We start from the raw sequence: 14,808 nt of genomic DNA on the forward strand, positions 1-14,808 counted from the left end.
GATGGCTCGGGAGATTCTCCCCGTCGCCGACCAGACGCAGGTTCGCGCCTACGCCAGGCGGCTGACGTTGAAGTACCCGCGTGAGCTGACCGTCGCCCTCGCTCTGCACGGCCTCGCCGCCGTGGCGGGGCTCGCGGTGCCGTGGCAGCTCGGCGGCCTGGTCCAGCGCGTGCAGGACGGCACCGACATCAACGTCACGCTGGTGGCCGTCGGCATCGGAACGTTCCTGGTGCTGCAGTCGGTGCTCATCCGCTTCGCGGTGCTGGCCTCCTCCAGGCTGGGTGAGAAGGTCCTCGCCGAGCTGCGCGAGGAGTTCGTCGACAGGGTGCTCGCGCTGCCGCTGTCCACGGTGGAGCGGGCGGGCTCGGGCGACCTGATCACGCGGACCTCGCGCGACGTCGACTCGCTGTCGAGGACCGTGCGGCACGCGGTGCCGGAGACGCTGATCGCGCTGGTCACAGGGGTGATCACCGTGGGCGCGCTGCTGCTGGTCAGCCCGCTGCTGATGCTGCCCATGCTGCTGGCCGTCCCGATCATCTGGTTCTCCACCCGGTGGTACCTCGCCCGGGCGCGCGACGGCTACCTGCGGGAGAACGCCGCCTACGCGGACATGACCGAGGGGCTGGCCGAGACGGTCGAGGGCGCCCGCACGATCGAGGCGCTCGGCCTGCAGGAGCGCAGGCACGCCCGCACCGACGGCGACATCTCCAGGTCGTGGGCGGCCGAGCGGTACACCCTCGGCCTGCGCACGGTGTGGTTCCCCATGGTCGAGCTCGGCTACGTGATCCCCGTGGTCTCCGCGCTGCTGGTCGGCGGGCTGTTCTACGCCAACGGCTGGGTGTCGATCTGGCAGGTCACCGCCGCCTTGATCTACGCCCAGCAGCTCATCGACCCGCTCGACAGGTTCCTCATGTGGATCGACGAGCTGCAGGTCGGCGGGGCGGCGATGGCGCGCCTGCTGGGCGTGGCCAACGTCCCCGACGACCGTACGGCGGGCACGTCGGTGCCGGCGGGCGAGAACCTGGCCGCCTCCGACGTGCGCTACGCCTACCGCGAGGGCCACGACGTCCTGCACGGAGTCTCGCTGTCGCTGCGCCCCGGCGAGCGGCTGGCGATGGTCGGGCCGTCGGGCGCGGGCAAGTCGACGCTCGGCAGGCTGCTGGCGGGCATCCACGGGCCACGCACCGGCGCCGTCACGGTCGGCGGGGTGTCGCTGGTCGATCTGCCCCTGGACGACCTGCGCGGCCACGTCGCGCTGGTCACCCAGGAGCACCACGTCTTCCGCGGCACGCTGCGCGACAACCTGCTGATCGCGAGGCCCTCCGCCACCTCCGAGCAGGTCCTCGACGCGCTCAGGGCGGTGGACGCGCTGGACTGGGTGGAGTCGCTGCCCGACGGGCTCGACACCACGGTCGGTTCGGGCGGCACGGCGATCTCGCCGGCGCACGCCCAGCAGGTCGCGCTGGCCAGGCTCGTCCTGGCCGACCCGCACACGCTGGTGCTCGACGAGGCCACCTCGCTGATCGACCCCAGGGCCGCGCGCAACCTCGAACGGTCGCTCGCGGCCGTCCTCGACGGGCGCACGGTGATCGCGATCGCGCACCGCCTCTACACGGCGCACGACGCCGACAGGGTGGCGGTCGTGGAGGACGGGCGGATCAGCGAGCTGGGCTCGCACGACGAGCTGGTGGCCGAGGGCGGCTCCTACGCCGCCCTGTGGGCCAGCTGGCACGGCAGCCCCGCGCCGACCGCCCGCTGATCACTTCCAGAACCGCACCTCGGGGTAGGCCTTGGACGGGCCGTCCAGCAGCGGCTCGTCCCTGCCCCGCAGGTGCGTGTCGAGGAAGGCGGCCAGGTAAGCGCGGGTGATCCGCAGCGCCCGCGCTCCGTCGAGTTCGGGCGCGGGCAGGCCCAGCTGCGGCCTCAGCACGGCGTAGTCGACGAACGAGGAGTGGTCGGCGCCGGCCACGGTGATCCAGCGCTTCCACCCCGTCATGTTCGCCCACGACTTCGGCCACGTGGTGTCGCCCCCGTCGGGGACGTGCTTGGGGCTGCCGACCATGAGGAACGGCTTGTCCAGCTTCGGCACGACGGGCTGGAACGTGCCGTCCAGGTTCGCGGCCGCCTTGACGCGCGGGTCGGCCAGCATGGCGTGCGCGGCGCTGTTGCCGCCCATCGAGTGGCCGACCACCGCGATCCTGGAGCGGTCGACCAGCTCCCGCCTCAGCAGCTGGTCGAGGACGAACCGCAGGTCGGCGACCCTTCCCTGGGCGACCTTCTCGCCGTCCTGGCCTCGGACGCAGGCCAGACAGGTGGTGGTCCTGCCGTCGGGGAAGGTGGTGGCGACCGACTCGTAGGTGTGCTCCACCGCCGCCACGAGGTAGCCCCTGCTGGCCAGGTCCTCGGCCAGCGAGGTCAGCGTGGCCCTGGGGAAGCTGAACCCCGGCGACATCAGCACCAGGGGCAGCCGTGCCCGCGAGGGCGGGGCGGTCACCCTGGCGTGCACCCGGGTCGCGGTGAGCGACTCGGGCGGCACGTCGAAGTCCTTGAGGACGGCGGCCGACTCCTCCTTCGTCAGGTAGGTCACGCGCTTTGCTCCTGATCTGGCGGCCGGGTACCAGAGGGAGACCATGAGCTCCCTGGCGGCCGCCTCCTGGTTCCAGGGGTCGCGCCGCTCGGTGTCGACCAGGTGGAGGGAGGTCGTGCCGACCTTCTTCGTCCCCGTCGGTTCGGGAAGAGAGGGCTTGGCGCTCTCGGCGTGGGCGGGGGAGGCGAGCAGGCTGAGCGACAGGGCCGCCGCGACGACATAGGGGGTCTTCATGCGGATCACTCTGGGCCGGCCGAGGCAGGTCGGCCCAGCGCCGAACGTCGGTCGGAAATTACGACTTTCGTCGTAATTCGCCCGGTTCGCCGGGCCCTACGCTCGGGGGCATGGTGCTTGGTGTCCTGGTGTTCGGGCTCTCCCTGGCCACGCTCAGCGGCCAGATGGGGGTGGCGACGGACCTGCCGTTCCCGCTGCTCGTGCTGATCGCGGCGGTGGCGGGGGTGGCCGCGTGGTTCGCGCCGCGCGCCTGGTGGCCGCTGGCCGCCGTGGGCGCGCTCGCCCACGTCGGATTCGCGATGTGGCCGCCGCTGCTCGTCGCCTCCTACTACGCGGGCACCACGCTGCGCGAGCGGCGCGACATCGCGGCGTACGCGGGCATGGGCGCGGTGACCGTCGCCCTCTCGGCCGGGGTCGGCGCGCTGATCGGCGGTCAGAGAGAGCATCTGACCGGCACGCTCGGCAACGCCACGCTCATAGGGGCGGCGGGGATCGGGCTGCCGCTGGTGTTCGGGCTGTGGGTGCGGGCCAGACGCGACGTGCTGGCCGCCGCGCAGGAGCGCGCCGAGCGCCTCGAACGCGAGCAGGTCATGCGCGCCGACCAGGCACGCGCCCAGGAGCGCGCCCGCATCGCCCGCGAGATGCACGACGTCGTGGCCCACCGGGTGTCGCTCATGGTCATGCACGCGGGCGCGCTGGAGGTCGGCACCTCCGACTCCCGTACGGCGCAGGCCGCGGCGCTGATCGGCGACATCGGCAGGGAGGCCCTCACCAACCTGCGCGACGTGCTGGGCGTCCTGCGCTCGCCCTCGCTGCCCGCCCCCCGCGCTCCTCAGCCCACGCTGGCCGACCTTGACGGGCTCCTGGACCAGTCACGCGCCCTGGGCATCGCGCTCACCCGGCATGACGAGGGCGAGGCCCGCTCCCTTGGCCCGACCGTCGAGCGCACCGCCTACCGGGTGGTGCAGGAGGCGCTCACCAACGTCCACAAGCACGCGGGCGAGACCAGCGCCGACGTCTCCATCCGCTTCCTGCCCTCCTCGCTGGAGGTGGTGGTCGCCAACCACCCTCCCGTACGGCAGGCCGCCCCCCTGCCCGAGTCGGGCTGGGGACTCGTGGGTCTGCGCGAACGCGTCGAACTGGTAGGAGGCACCCTCCACACCGGCCACCGTGAGGACGGCGGCTTCGAACTGCGTGCCAGGATTCCCGCGTGATCCGCGTACTGATCGTCGACGACGAGGCGCTCGTCCGTTCCGGCCTGCGGCTGATCCTCGAGGCGGCGGGGGACATCGTGGTCGTCGGCGAGGCCCGCGACGGCGCCGAGGCGATCTCGGCGGCAGGCAGGCTCCGCCCCCAGGTGGTGCTCATGGACGTCCGGATGCCGGGCGTCGACGGGCTGGCCGCGGCCGCCCGGATCCTCAGCGCCCCCGACGCACCGAAGCTGATCATGCTGACCACCTTCGACCTGGACGAGTACGTGCACGAGGCGCTGCGCCTCGGGGCCGTCGGGTTCCTGCTGAAGGACACGCCGCCGCGCGAGCTGGCCGCGGCCGTCAGGACGGTCGCGGGCGGGCAGGCCATGCTGTCGCCCACGGTCACCAAGCGGCTGATCTCGGCCTTCGTGGACAGGGCGCCTTCGCGGGCGGAGGCGGCCCGCAGGCAGTTGGCCTCGCTCACGGGCCGGGAAGAGGAGGTGATCAGGGCGCTGGCCAGGGGACTGTCGAACGCGGAGGTCGGCAGGGAGCTCCGTCTGACGGAGGCGACGGTGAAGGCGCACGTCAGCCGGGTGCTGGCCAAACTCGGCCTGACCAACAGGGTGCAGGCCGCCATCGTGGTCCACGACGCCGATCTCCACTGATTCGAGCGGATCTGGGCCATGCCCTGACCATGCTCGAGGACGTGGGCTTGATCTGCAGGGAAGCCGATGCCTTCCACGGTAAGCGGTCCGCCTATCGCATCACCGAGCCGATCGTCAGCTTCTGCCATGCGATCATGAGGCCTGAGTGGACCGACCTGGAACGGCCCGGATCGGCAGCGCAGGTTTGGAAGCGATCTCAGGCGACCTTCTGCAGCCAGGTGCTCGGCCCGCACTTCGAGCACCTGGCTCGGCTATGGACCCGGTGGCACGCCGACGTCTCGACCCTCGGAGGCCGACGGACCAGAGTAGTCTCCGGCGTGCTGCCCGACCCTGCCAACAGGACCAGTCACGAGATCGACGTTGTGGCCTTCTCCCGCATGGACGACGGCAGGGAGAAGATCCTCGCCATTGGCGAGGCGGAGAGCGGGGACGTGATCGGGCGCGCGCACCTGGATCGGTTGGAGCGGACTCGCGCGTTGCTCATGGCCAGAGACGAGCGTGCCACGCCTGAGACGCGGCTGTTGCTGTTCAGCGTGGCGGGGTTCATGCCACACCTGGAAGAGATGGCGCGAGCGCGCGAAGACGTCCAGTTGGTGGACCTGGAGCGCCTCTACGGCGGGTCCTGAAGGCTTGGCGCCCGAAGCATCCAGTCACAGGGCGAGGTGCATGCGCAGAGCCTGGTCCAGGCGGTGCAGGGCCTTGGGCGATACCCGGCCTGCCCGTCCTTGGACGCGCTCGAGGGCGACTGATCTCACCTGCTCGGCCTGGGCCTTCGAGTCGGCGTCGAGCCCGCACTCCGCGGCGGGAAGAAGGACCTGGAAGGGGAGGACTCGCTGGATGTTCGTGGTGACGGGCACCACCGTGATCACGCCTCTCGCGCTCTGCTCAGCAGCCCTGTTGGCGGCGTTGTTGCTGACGATGACGGCTGGTCTGGTCTTGTCGGCTTCGGATCCCTTGATCGGTTCGAGATCGACCCAGTAGATGTCACCGCGACGCACTGCCGACTCCATCTCCAACGGTGGAGTCCCAAAGTTCTGAGTCCTCGCTCTGGTCCCACTCGCTGAACGCGATGGCGTAGGACTCTTCGAGCTTGGCGGCTCTCAGGAGGGCGATCGCCGCGTGAAGCGCTGCCGAGCGGGACTTCTCGCCAGTCTCTTCGGCATATTCGTCGAGAAACGCAACGTCCTCTTCGGGGAGGCTCACACTCAACTTCATACTTTTGAGGGTACCCACGTTGCTACCACCGGTGTGGAGTGGTGGTAGGAAGGTCTTCCTTCGGTGTCGCCTGAAGGGTGAGAGGCGATCGTCAGAGCGATTCGCCTGGGTATGACGGTCGGACGCGCGGAGCGCCCGAGCGGAGCGAAGCTGGGTGGGGTCCGGGTGTCTCGCTGCCCGGGTGGGTCCGAGAAGGGCGTCCGGGCGAAGCGAGGGCCTCAAGGGGTCGGAGTGGGAGCACGCCCGAACCCCACGCGCGGAGCGCGCCATGGTGAGGCCCTCGCTTCCGCGCGACCTACAGGCCGAGGGACTTCTTGAGGAAGTCGACCTGGAGGAGCAGCAGGTTCTCGGCGACGACCTCCTGCGGCGTCATGTGGGTCACCCCCGACAGCGGCAGGACGGTGTGCGGGCGCCCGGCCGACAGCAGGGCCGACGACAGGCGGAGCGTGTGCGCGGCGACCACGTTGTCGTCGGCGAGACCGTGGATCAGCAGGAGCGGGCGCTCCAGCTTGGCCGCGTCGGCGAACAGCGAGGACTGGTCGTAGACCTCTGGCTGGGCGTGCGGGTCGCCGAGGTAGCGCTCGGTGTAGCACGTGTCGTACAGGCGCCAGTCGGTCACCGGCGCGCCCGCGATCGCCGCGTGAAAGACGTCGGGCCTGCGCAGGACGGCGAGCGCGGCCAGGTAGCCGCCGAACGACCAGCCGCGGATGGCGACCTTGGACAGGTCGAGGTCGTCGGGGTACTGCTGGGCGACCCCCTGCAGGGCGTCCACCTGGTCGTCGAGCACAGGGGTGGCCAGGTCGTTCAGCACCGCCCGCTCGAAGGCGGGACCGCGTCCAGGGGTGCCGCGGCCGTCGGCGACGACGACGGCGAAGCCCTGCTCGGCGAACCACTGGCTGGTGAGGTACATGCCCTGGCTGGCCAGGACGCGCTGGGCGTGCGGCCCGCCGTACGGGTCGAGAAGGACGGGCAGCCTGCGCGAGCCGGGCTCGTGCCACGAGGGGAAGACGACGGCGGTCGACAGGTCGCGGGTGCCCGAGCGGCCGAGGTGGACGCGCAGGTCGAGGCCCGGCCGCTCGGCCAGTGAGGGGATCGGGATCGTCATGCCGCTGGGCAGGACCACGGTGGCGGAGACGCCTTCGCGCTCGAGCGACTGCTCGGTCAGCACCCCGACGCCCCCTGCCAGGCGCCCCGAATAGACGCCCGACGCGGTGGAGACGGGCATGAGGGAGTGGCCGTCCCACGTCCAGAGCTGGATCTCGGTGGGGTCGCCGCTGGCCCTGAACAGCACGGTGTCGCGGTCGATGTCGAGCACGTCGCGCACCTGGAGGGTGGGCGGGGTGACGACGCGGTCGCCGACGAACAGGCGGCGTCCGCCCTCGTCGTCGGCGACCCAGACCAGTGAGCCGTCGTCGAGGTGGCCGGGCACGCCGGTCACGATCTCGACCCAGGCCTCGTCGGTGTCCTCGCGGACGAGCGTGGAGCGGCCGGTCGCGGGGTCGACGGTGAACAGGCGGCGCGTCCGCTGGTCGCGCGACATGGTCACGATCGACAGCGCGTGGGAGTCCCACGAGGCGGTGGTGAGGTACTCGTGCTCGAACGGCACCGCGACGCGCGAGCCGTCCAGCCCCAGGACGAACAGCTCGGTGCCGGCGTTGGGCGTGCCCGCGGCCGGATACCTCTGAGGGGCGGCAGGGCGGTCGGGGTTGGCGGGGTCGGCGATGTACCAGGTCTGGACGGGCGCCTCGTCGGCCCGCTCGACCAGGAGGGCGTCGCCGGCGGGCGACCACCAGTAGCCGCGGTGGCGGTCCATCTCCTCGGCGGCGATGAACTCGGCCAGGCCGTAGGTGACGGTGTCGCTCTCGGGGGTGGCCAGGGCCCGGTCGTCGCCCGTGGCGAGGTCCTGGACCCGGAGCGAGCCGCTCGTGACATAGGCGACATGCCGCCCGTCAGGCGACAGGCGCGGGTCGATGACCGCGCCCGGCGTCTCCAGCCTGCGGGTCGCGCCCTTGGCCACCTCGGTGACGTAGAGGCCGCCGGACAGGGCGAAGGCCGCCAGGGTGGCCGCGGAGTCGGTGGTGTAGGCGACGACGCCGCCCGCCTGCTCGCGGCTGCGCTCACGGCGGGCGCGCTCCTCCGGCGGCAGGTTCTCCTCGTCGGCGTCGAGGGCGCGGGGGTCGACGACCAGGCGTTCGACATGGGTGGCGGTGTCGAGCTCCCACAGGCAGGTGACCGGGTCGGTGCCTGACCTGGTGCGCAGGAACAGGACGCGGGCTCCGTCGGGGGAGATCGTGAAGCCCCTGGGCACACCCAGGGTGAACCGGCGGGTCCTTGCGTGCAGGCGCGGGAAGCTCTCACTCATAACCCCCCATCTTGCCAGGTGAGACACCTCCGTCGTGCGCCCCGAAACTCCTCGGAGGACGGCAGGGTGGGGGTCGTGACGGGGTGTGGCATACGCTCGGGGGCATGAGTGATCGACGCCTTCTGCTCGTGCACGCCCACCCCGACGACGAGACGATCGGGACCGGCGCGACGATGGCCAAGTACGCCGCGGAAGGGGCCCACGTCACGCTCGTGACCTGCACGCTCGGCGAGGAGGGCGAGGTCATCCCGCCCGAGCTGGCGCACCTGGCCGCCGACAGGGACGACAGCCTCGGCGAGCACCGCGTCGGGGAGCTGGACGCGGCCTGCAAGGCGATGGGGGTCGAGGACCACCGCTTCCTCGGCGGCCCGGGCAGGTGGCGCGACAGCGGGATGATGGGCGTCGCCTCCAACCACCGGCCGAACGCCTTCTGGCAGGCCGACGTGGACGAGGCCGCCGCCCTCCTGGTGAAGGTCGTCAGGGAGGTGCGCCCCCAGGTCATGGTCACCTACGACGACAACGGCTTCTACGGCCATCCCGACCACATCCAGGCGCACAGGGTGGCGTTGAGGGCCTTCGAGCTGGCCGCTGATCCCGAGCACGGCGAGGGCGAGCCGTGGCGGGTGGCCAAGTTCTACTACACCGCCGTCCCCAGGTCCGTCATGCGCAGGACGGCGGAGGAGCTCGCCGAGGCGGAGGTCGCCTTCGTCCCCGAGAACGTCGAGGACGTGCCGTTCGGCGCCGTGGACGACGAGATCACGACCGAGGTGGACGCCAGGCCGTACCTGGGCAACAAGCTCGACGCGATGCGCGCGCACGCCACGCAGATCATGGTCGACGCGCCGTGGTTCGCGCTGTCCAACAACATCGGGCAGGAGGCGTTCGGGGTGGAGCACTTCATTCTGCGCAGCGGGTCGCGCGGCGAGACAGGGCCGAGCGTCCCGCGTGAGGCCGGGGGTCTCGGCGAGCCTTACACCCTTGAGAAGGACCTGTTCGCGGGCATCCACTAACCTCCTCCGTTATGGAGCAAAGGAGCCACGCCGAGTCCGCTCTGGCCGGGGCCGCGTACGGCATGCTGGTCGTGCTGGGGGTCGTCCTCGGCGTGGTGGGCGGGTTCACCCACGCCTGGTACATCGGCGCCTCCTTCCCCGCGGCGGCCATCGGCTGGGTCCCGGTGCTGTTCGGCCTCTGCTTCCTCGCGGGCAGGATGATGCGCTCCAAGCTCGGCGCCTCGGCGGTGGCGATCGGCTGGCTGCTGGTCTCGATGGTGTTCTCGCTGAAGCGGGCGGCGGGCGATCTGGTGATCGCCGGCGACATCGCCGGATTCGTCTACCTGTACGGCGGGCTGGTGGCGGTGGTGGTCGCCGTCCTGCTGTCGCCCTCCTCGGGCGGCTCGTGGCTGATGAGGGGCTCGTACGGCCCGCCGCCCCCGACGCCTGACGGCTCGTAGAGTCCGCCCCCGACGCCTGACGGCGCCGCCCGAGGGCGGCGCCGTCGTCGTTCACGTCATCCCCTGTTCACGGGGTCGGCGGGGGCGGTGAGGTGGGGCTGGGCACCTGGCCGGCGTCCAGGCCGTTCGGATCCTGATCGGGATCCGGGTCGGGGTCGGGGTCGGGGTCGGGCGCCGTCGTGCACGGCAGGGAGGTGGGAGCCAGCTCGGCGGGCGGGGTGGTGACCGGGGCGGTCGTGCCGGGCGTCGTCGAGACGGCGGCGGGGGTGGTCCCCGACGGCGTCGGAGACGTCGGTGTGGCCGCGGGCGGTGTGGGAGTGCCGGGGCCGCTCGGTGCGAGGTCGGCCGGCGGTGAGGGGGTGCCGGCAGGGGCCGGCGTGCACGTGACCGTGACCGTGACGGGAGGCGGCGCGGGGGCCGTGATCGTCGAGACCGACACCGAAGGCGCGGGGGTCTGGGTGATCGTGACCGTCGCGTTGACCGTGGTGGTGGTCGCGACCGTGACCGTCGCCGAGGGAGCGGCCGACGCCGTGACCGTCGTGGTGGCCGAGGGGGTGGCCGTGGCGGTGATCGTGCGGGTGGGCCAGGGGAGGACCTTCAGCGAGACGCTCGGCTTGCCGCTCGTCCTGTACGACCCCTTGCCGAGCTTCGTCGACGTCTTGCCCGCTCCCGTCGTGACAGGCAGCGAGGCGGAGGCCGTCCTGCAGGACTTGCCCTTGCACACCTTCTGCTTCACAGTGAAGCGAGCCGCCCCGCCGTACGTGACTGCGACGTCCAGGTACGAGACGCCCTTCTTCTTCACCACCTTGGCCGTCGCCTTGTACTTGGCGGTGCTCGAGGTGGGTGTGGGCGTGGGGGAGGGGCTGGTGGAGACGGGTAACTCGAGCCTGTCGGCCGTGGGGGTGTCGGTCGCGGACGAGGTCTGCGTGACGGCGAAGCCGCCTACGGTGGCGAGCGCCATGGTGCAGAGGAGCGCGGCCAGAATGATGAATCTCATGATCCTGCTCTTGTGGGAGATTTCAGGACGGGGATCATTATTCCGATTTGTCAAGTTCGGTCAAGGGTGAGACGCATGGAGAGGCGCCATCGGATCCGTAGGATCGCGAACTTCGTCAACCTGTCCACTCCGCTCGGCCTGCTGATCTCCGTCGTGGGCGGGGCGCGCAGAACGAACGGCCCTGACGGCCTCATTCTGGCCTACGGTTACCGCTACGCCTTCCCCGTGGCGGGCGCCTTCACCGTCGGGAACGTCGTCGTGACCAAGCATCCCGACGGCTACCTCACCGGCAGGCTCCTCGACCACGAGAGCCGCCACGCGACTCAGTGGGCCTGGTGCGTCGGCCTGCCGATGCTGCCGCTGTACCTGGTCTCGCTCGCCCTGTCGATGCTCATCTGCGGCAACCAGGCGGCCTACAACCCCTTCGAACGGCTCGCCGGGCTCGAAGACGGCGGGTATCCACGCAAATCGCCATGGTGGCGGAGGAATAGAACGCTCCCTGAGGGGATCATCAAGGGTGAGTGATCCGTTACGTAGGGGAGCGTGCCTATGTCTCAGACCATCCAGCGGAGCGCCCCCGCCAGGCCGGCGTCCTTCAGGGACCGGCTGACCGCGCCGCTTCCCGCCTTCCGTGAGCTGGTGAGCGTCGCCTGGCATGGCGGGCTGCGCACCAACATCGGCGACATCGACCAGATTCCGGTGCTCAGGGGCGGCCTGCCCCAGCTCACGGGCACTGTGGTCACCTGGGTGGGCCACGCCACCTACGTGCTGCAGGTCGAGGGGCTGACCATCCTCACCGACCCCGTGTGGTCCCGCAAGATCCCCGGTGTACGGCAGCGCCTCACCCCGCCAGGCGTGGCCTGGAGCGACCTGCCGAGGATCGACGCGGTGGTGATCAGCCACAACCACTACGACCACCTCGACGCCCCCACGATCAGGCGGCTGCCCAGGACCACGCCCATCTTCGCGCCGGCCAACCTCGGCCGCTGGTTCACCAGGCGGGGCTTTCGCCATGTCACCGAGCTGGACTGGTGGGAGGGCGCGACGCTGGGCGGGGTGAGTTTCGACTTCGTGCCGGCGCACCACTGGAGCCGCCGCACGATCTGGGACACGTGCAGGTCCCTGTGGGGCGGGTGGGTGATCAACAAGTCGATCTACTTCGCCGGTGACACCGCCTACGGGCCGCGCCTGGCCGAGATCGGCGATCGCTTCCCCGGCCTCGACCTGGCCCTGATGCCGGTCGGCGCCTACGAGCCCCGCTGGTTCACCAAGGGCAACCACGTCAACCCCGCGGAAGCCGTACAGGCGTGCCTGGACGTGGGCGCGCGGCGGATGGCGACCATGCACTGGGGCACGTTCGTGCTGTCGGGCGAGCCGCTGCTCGAGCCGGTGCTGCTGGCGCGCGCGGAGTGGGAGGCGCGCGGCCTGCCGCGCGCCGACCTGTGGGACCTCGCGGTGGGCGAGTCACGCCTGCTCACGGCCGCAGGGACAGGGGCAGTGGCGAGGCAGCAGCGTGAGAGCCGCAGCATGGAGGTCACGGGGTGAGCGTCAGGGTGTTCACCGCCGCCTTTCTGATGGAGTCGGGCTTGGAGTTCATCGGTGTCGTCTCCCCGTTCGCCCAGAGGGGCGCCTGGTCCCAGTAGTTGTCGTGGAAGGCGTGGCCCGAGGCGCCGGTGAGGTTGATCCAGCGGGACCTGTCGAGGTCGGCGAGGTCGATGACCATGCGCATGGAGGGGACGGCGGTGATGGCGTAGTCGTCCTGGATGTTCCAGCCCGTGGCGTTGACGGCGTCCTTGTTGCCCGGCGAGCCGAAGGGCCCGCGGTTGAACAGCGCCTCGATCGGGCCGATGCCCGAGGTGCCGAACGTCTGGTTGGTCAGCGTGAGCTGGTGCAGGTCGCCCCATCGCCAGGCCTTGACGTCCTCGCCCAGCAGCCCCGCCAGCTCGTGGTGGGCGTCGGCCATGGCGGTGCGCAGGATGTCGTCGCGGGTCTCGGTGAAGCCCTTGGTGGTGACGTCGTCCCAGAAGGGGTCGACGGGGGCCGCGAGCAGGCTTCGCACGACCTCGTACCAGCGGTCGCCGCCCGTGGGCCTGGCGCCCTCGGGCAGGTCGTCGTTGAAGGCGGCGATGAGCAGGTGCCGCCAGACCGCGTTGAAGTAGGCGGCGGGGGCCGAGTCGAGGCCCTGGGAGCCGTCCCAGCCGCGCAGCAGCCCCTGCGCCTGGGCGCTGGGCCCGGCGAGCTCGACCTCGAGCAGGGCGGGGACCAGGAACTCGGCCAGGCCGTTGTGGGAGTCCTGCTGGATGCGGCTCATGGTCTCGGCGTCGATCTTGCCGGACTTGATGGCCTGCTGGACGCGTTCGACAATGCGCTTGGCGCGGTAGCCGTACGACCAGTCCTTGGTGAGCAGGGGCCGGTAGCGGCCCGGGTCGATGACCGCGTTGTTGGCCGTCACCACGAAGCCGTCGGCGGGGTCGGCGACGCTGGGCAGCTGGTCGTAGGGGATGGGCGCGGTCTTCCACTCGTACTCGCCCGTCCAGCCGGGCACCGGCCAGGTGCCGTCGCCCTTGGCGCGCACCGGGATGCGCCCCGGGGCCTGGTAGCCGATGTGGCCCTGGGTGTCGGCGAACACCAGGTTCTGGGCGGGCACGTCGAACAGCGAGGCGGCGGCGCGGAACTCGTGCCAGTCGCCCGCCGCGTTGAGCTCGAAGATGGCCTCGGCCGCGGTGCCGGGGGAGAGCGCGGTCCACTGCAGGGCGACGGCGTTCGCCCCTCCCGAGGGCTTGACGCTCCCCATCACCTCGTTGATCAGCGGTCCGTGCCGGGTCTTGCGCACCGTGAGGGTGACCGGCGCGCCGCCGGCGACCTTGATCTGGACGTTCCTGGTCTCCAGCCTGGCCCACTGCCCCCTGTAGAGGTAGGTGTCGCCCTTGACCTGCTCGAGGAAGAGGTCCGCGACGTCGGGGCCGAGGTTGGTGAATCCCCACGCGATCTTGTCGTTGTGTCCGATGATCACGCCGGGGACGCCGGAGAAGGTGAACCCTGTCACGTCATAGCCGCACTTGTCGGACTTGGTGCGGCAGTGCAGTCCCGCCTGGTACCACACCGACGGCATCTGCGCCGACAGGTGCGGGTCGTTGGCGAGCAGGGGTTTGCCCGTCGTGGTGTGCTCTCCCGAGACCACCCACGAGTTCGACCCGATGCCGTCGTGCTCCTCGGTGCCCATGAGATCGGGGACCCTGCTCAGCGCCTCGGCCGCCTTGGTGAGGGTGGCGGCGGCGTCCTCGCCCAGCCTCGGCTGCGCCTTCTGGTCGAAGCGCTGGTCGCTGACGGTCCCCTCGGTCACGATCGAGGGGTTCCTGTCGAACGGGTAGCCGGGATAGAGCTGGTCCACGCGCTCCCTCGGCAGCCTGGTGGCCGCCAGCGCCCTGGAGATCTCGTCGGAGAGGTTGGAGCGCAGGTCCCACGCCATGGCCTTGAGCCAGGTCACCGAGTCGAGCGGGGTCCACGGCTCGGGCACGTAGCCGGAGTTCTGCAGCTTGAGCACCGAGTACTCCAGGCTCCTGGCCGAGGCGTTCGGGTGCTCGGCGAGCCAGGCGTTGACGCCCTTGGCGTAGGCGTCGAGATAGCGCCTGGTGCGGTCGGTGAGCGTCGCCAGCTCCTGCTGGGCCACCTCGCGCCAGCCCATCGTGCGGATGACCTTGTCCTCGGTCAGCGTCGCCTTGCCGAACAGCTCCGACAGACGGCCCGAGGTGACGTGCCGGCGGAAGTCCATCTCCCAGAAGCGGTCCTGGGCGTGGACGTAACCCTGCGCCATGAACAGGTCTTCGGAGGTGTCGGCGTAGATCTGCGGAATGCCCCACCTGTCGCGGTGGACCTCCACCTTCGAGGACAGCCCCGCGAGCTTGATCACTCCGTCCAGCTGGGGGAAGGACTGCCGCGCGATCCACACGCCGACGGCCGCGAGGACCAGTGCCAGGGCCAGGAGCACGGTCACGACCCGTGCCAGCCAACGCAGCGGCCACGGCAACCACGCATAGGGCCTGATCCTCACGAAAACCTCCCTCTGACCTGCTTCGCACCAAGTGTCGCAGCCCTGCATCGCTGT

General features: G+C 70.9%; 14 protein-coding genes. 8 read left to right on the top strand and 6 right to left on the bottom strand.

The features are described 5' to 3' along the window. Position 1: 1 nt before the first annotated feature. Positions 2-1,759 carry an ABC transporter ATP-binding protein gene (locus FHR33_RS31640; protein WP_183655492.1) on the top strand — a complete coding sequence of 586 codons (1,758 nt, stop codon included), beginning with the start codon at positions 2-4 and terminating at the stop codon, positions 1,757-1,759. Here the strand turns inward: FHR33_RS31640 and FHR33_RS31645 are convergent, their stop codons facing one another. Next, complete coding sequence (locus tag FHR33_RS31645) at positions 1,760-2,821, bottom strand: alpha/beta hydrolase family protein (RefSeq protein WP_183655494.1); 1,062 nt, start codon at positions 2,819-2,821, stop codon at positions 1,760-1,762. Positions 2,822-2,931: 110 nt separating this feature from the next. Between FHR33_RS31645 and FHR33_RS31650 the strand changes: the two genes are divergently transcribed. The 3 genes from FHR33_RS31650 to FHR33_RS31660 all read left to right on the top strand — a co-directional run bounded on the left by FHR33_RS31650 (position 2,932) and on the right by FHR33_RS31660 (position 5,305). Beyond that, a complete protein-coding gene (locus tag FHR33_RS31650; protein WP_183655497.1) occupies positions 2,932-4,035 on the top strand; it encodes a sensor histidine kinase in 1,104 nt (367 codons plus the stop codon). Beyond that, a complete protein-coding gene (locus FHR33_RS31655; protein ID WP_183655500.1) occupies positions 4,032-4,679 on the top strand; it encodes a response regulator in 648 nt (215 codons plus the stop codon). The genes FHR33_RS31650 and FHR33_RS31655 overlap by 4 nt, the downstream gene beginning before the upstream one ends. A gap of 134 nt (positions 4,680-4,813) precedes the next feature. Beyond that, a complete protein-coding gene (locus tag FHR33_RS31660; protein ID WP_183655503.1) occupies positions 4,814-5,305 on the top strand; it encodes a hypothetical protein in 492 nt (163 codons plus the stop codon). 24 nt (positions 5,306-5,329) lie between these two features. On the opposite strand, the gene FHR33_RS31665 is transcribed toward FHR33_RS31660, so the two are convergent. The 3 genes from FHR33_RS31665 to FHR33_RS31675 form a co-directional block, all read right to left on the bottom strand. Continuing rightward, on the bottom strand, positions 5,330-5,677 hold the full coding sequence (locus FHR33_RS31665; protein WP_312895803.1) for a type II toxin-antitoxin system PemK/MazF family toxin: 348 nt from the start codon (positions 5,675-5,677) through the stop codon (positions 5,330-5,332). Continuing rightward, complete coding sequence (locus FHR33_RS31670) at positions 5,664-5,894, bottom strand: DUF8778 family protein (RefSeq protein ID WP_183655509.1); 231 nt, start codon at positions 5,892-5,894, stop codon at positions 5,664-5,666. The genes FHR33_RS31665 and FHR33_RS31670 overlap by 14 nt, the downstream gene beginning before the upstream one ends. A gap of 295 nt (positions 5,895-6,189) precedes the next feature. Further along, positions 6,190-8,256, bottom strand: a complete 2,067-nt coding sequence (locus FHR33_RS31675) for a S9 family peptidase (RefSeq protein ID WP_183655512.1) — start codon at positions 8,254-8,256, stop codon at positions 6,190-6,192. 104 nt (positions 8,257-8,360) lie between these two features. On the opposite strand from FHR33_RS31675, the gene mshB reads away from it, so the two are divergent. Beyond that, positions 8,361-9,266 carry an N-acetyl-1-D-myo-inositol-2-amino-2-deoxy-alpha-D-glucopyranoside deacetylase gene (gene mshB / locus FHR33_RS31680; protein ID WP_183655515.1) on the top strand — a complete coding sequence of 302 codons (906 nt, stop codon included), beginning with the start codon at positions 8,361-8,363 and terminating at the stop codon, positions 9,264-9,266. An 11-nt stretch (positions 9,267-9,277) separates the two neighbouring features. Further along, on the top strand, positions 9,278-9,706 hold the full coding sequence (locus FHR33_RS31685) for a DUF6113 family protein (RefSeq protein WP_183655518.1): 429 nt from the start codon (positions 9,278-9,280) through the stop codon (positions 9,704-9,706). A gap of 67 nt (positions 9,707-9,773) precedes the next feature. Here FHR33_RS31685 and FHR33_RS31690 read toward each other — a convergent pair whose 3' ends face one another. Then, positions 9,774-10,703: a hypothetical protein gene (locus tag FHR33_RS31690; protein WP_183655521.1), complete on the bottom strand. Its 930-nt coding sequence runs from the start codon at positions 10,701-10,703 to the stop codon at positions 9,774-9,776. 75 nt (positions 10,704-10,778) lie between these two features. Between FHR33_RS31690 and FHR33_RS31695 the strand changes: the two genes are divergently transcribed. Beyond that, complete coding sequence (locus tag FHR33_RS31695; protein ID WP_183655524.1) at positions 10,779-11,228, top strand: hypothetical protein; 450 nt, start codon at positions 10,779-10,781, stop codon at positions 11,226-11,228. Positions 11,229-11,252: 24 nt separating this feature from the next. Continuing rightward, positions 11,253-12,248, top strand: coding sequence for an MBL fold metallo-hydrolase (locus FHR33_RS31700; RefSeq protein ID WP_183655526.1), 996 nt, complete (start codon positions 11,253-11,255; stop codon positions 12,246-12,248). Here FHR33_RS31700 and FHR33_RS31705 read toward each other — a convergent pair. Beyond that, the gene (locus FHR33_RS31705; protein WP_312895804.1) at positions 12,238-14,754 is read right to left on the bottom strand and encodes a penicillin acylase family protein; all 2,517 of its coding nucleotides are present in this window, start codon (positions 14,752-14,754) and stop codon (positions 12,238-12,240) included. The two genes, FHR33_RS31700 and FHR33_RS31705, sit on opposite strands and share 11 nt — an antisense overlap. Between the last annotated feature and the right edge of the window lie 54 nt (positions 14,755-14,808).

It is taken from the genome of Nonomuraea dietziae (assembly GCF_014195505.1).
GTDB classification, from domain to species: domain Bacteria; phylum Actinomycetota; class Actinomycetes; order Streptosporangiales; family Streptosporangiaceae; genus Nonomuraea; species Nonomuraea roseola.